The following is a 2,078-nucleotide window of genomic DNA, read 5'->3' as shown; positions in this document are numbered from 1 at the left end:
CCGTTGTACGGGGCCCGATCGCAGTAGGCGCCGAACTCGGGGTCCGTCCTGCGGTCGAAGTACTGGGCGTGCAGCGGGCGCTCGTCCCGGTAGTCCATGAAGGGGACGGCGTAGCCGCAGCTGTCGCTGATCCGCCGCGCGGAGATCAGGATGACCGCCCGAAGCCCGCCCGCGGCCGCCTGGCCGGGCGGGAAGCGGGCGATCAGCTCCGGCCACCGCGGGTCGTCGCGGAACACCGGCTCACCGGTCCCGTGCACCCGGACGATCTTCGGCGGCCCGTCGAAGGCGCACCACATGAGGGTGATCCGGCCGTTCTCGCGCAGGTGCGCGATCGTCTCCGCGTGGCTGCCGCCGAAGTCGAGGTAGGCGACCGTCCGCTCGTCGAGCACGGTGAGCGAGCCGTCGCGGCCCTTCGGCGAGAGGTTGACGTGGCCGTCGGCGGAGAGCGGCGCCGACGCCACGAAGAAGATCTTCTGATCCTCGATGAACGACCGCAGTCGGTCGTCGATCCGGTCATAGGTGCGCCCCATTCCCGGAGTATCCGCGACCGGACGGCCCGCCCACCGGCCTTCGGCGCCGGTGCCCGGAACCCGGTCCTGAACCCGACTCCGAACCTGGCTCGGGGCCGTTCGGGTGGCTGCGCTGATGTGGCGCGTGGGTAGCCGGGTGGTCACCGCGTATCTACCTGTGGACGGGCTCGAGCCCGGTGGTCGCCGTGCGCGCGGCGGTGGGCCGCCAACCGGGTGCCGAGCCCGTCGGGCACGTCCGCCCGATGCCCGATGCCCGATGTCCGATGTCCGATCACGAGTGATCCGGTGGTGACCGTGAACCCGTCCGACGCAGCGGCCCAGGAACCTGGCGGTCGGAGGAGCTGGTGGCGTTGAAGCCGCTGCGGGCCGGTGACCCGCTCGTCGTGGGGCCCTACCGGCTGGCGGCCCGGCTGGGCAGCGGCGGCATGGGCGTCGTGTACCTCGGCGTGGACGGCGCCGGTTGCCAGGCCGCCGTCAAGGTGCTGCGCGACGAGTACCTCGACGACGAGGGCTTCCGCCGCCGGTTCACCCGGGAGGCCGCCGCGATCGCCGTCATCGACAGCCCGCGGGTCGCCCGCCTCCTGGACGCCGAACCGGCCGGTGACCCGCCGTGGATCGCCACCGAATACGTCTACGGCCCCACCCTGCTCGGCGCCGTCACGGCGGACGGCCCCGCCGGGCAGGAGGCCCTGCGCACCCTCGCGACCGGTCTCGCCGAGGCGCTGCGCGCGATCCACGACGTCGACGTGGTGCACCGCGACCTCAAGCCCAGCAACGTCATCCTCGCCGCGGACGGCCCGAAGGTGATCGACTTCGGCATCGCCGCGGGCCTGCCGGGGACGATGACGGCCTCCGGTGTGGTGCTGGGCAGCGTCGGCTACATGGCGCCCGAGCTGATCGCCGGTGACAACCGGCCGGGCCCGGCCGCCGACGTCTTCGGCTGGGCGCTGACGGTCGCGTTCGCGGCGACCGGGCGGGCGCCGTTCGGTGACGGGCCGCTGCAGGCGCTCGTGCTGCGTACGGTGCAGGGAGACGCCGACATCGACGGCGTCCCCGCCGACCTGCGCCCGGTGGTGACCACGGCGCTGCGCAAGCGGCCGGAGCTGCGCCCGGGTGCGGCGGATCTGCTGCGCTGGCTGGTCTCCGGTGACGTGCCGGCCGGCATCGACCCGCGAGCGGACGCCGACCGGGTCCTCGAGGTCGTCACGGGCCCGGACGCTCCGACGGGTGCGGGAGCTCCGACGGGCGGGGACGCTCCGGCCAGCGGAGGTGCCGCCGGGGACGGCGCGCAGGGCCGGCCGGGTCTGCGTCGTCGGGTGCCGGCGGCGGGCCGCCGACTGGTTCCGGCCGCCGGGGTCGTCGCGATCGTTGCCGCGGCGGCCGGGATGAACGTCGTCCCGGGGGACGCGCTGACCGCCGCGCGGTCCAGCCGGGCCGAGCAGGCGGCGCTGCCCGTGGTGAGTGCGGCCGGGGCCGGCCCGGCGGCGGGGTCGCCCGCGACGCGCGACGGGCGGGACCGGGTGGCCGTGCCGGTGGACCCGCCACCCC

The 2,078-nt window shown here is 75.4% G+C and carries 2 protein-coding genes; one reads left to right on the top strand and one right to left on the bottom strand.

Annotated elements, in window-relative coordinates; all coding sequences use genetic code 11:
* Positions 1-530 (bottom strand): pyridoxamine 5'-phosphate oxidase family protein (locus FMEAI12_RS02525; RefSeq protein ID WP_146776609.1); only part of this gene is annotated, 530 nt, incomplete at its 3' end.
* A gap of 344 nt (positions 531-874) precedes the next feature.
* Between FMEAI12_RS02525 and FMEAI12_RS02520 the strand changes: the two genes are divergently transcribed.
* A partial coding sequence (locus tag FMEAI12_RS02520; RefSeq protein WP_146776608.1) for a serine/threonine-protein kinase occupies positions 875-2,078 on the top strand: 1,204 nt, incomplete at its 3' end.

The organism is Parafrankia sp. Ea1.12 (assembly GCF_900465275.1).
In the GTDB taxonomy this organism is placed as follows: Bacteria; Actinomycetota; Actinomycetes; order Frankiales; family Frankiaceae; genus Parafrankia; species Parafrankia soli.
This window is presented reverse-complemented; position numbering and strand designations above follow the sequence as displayed.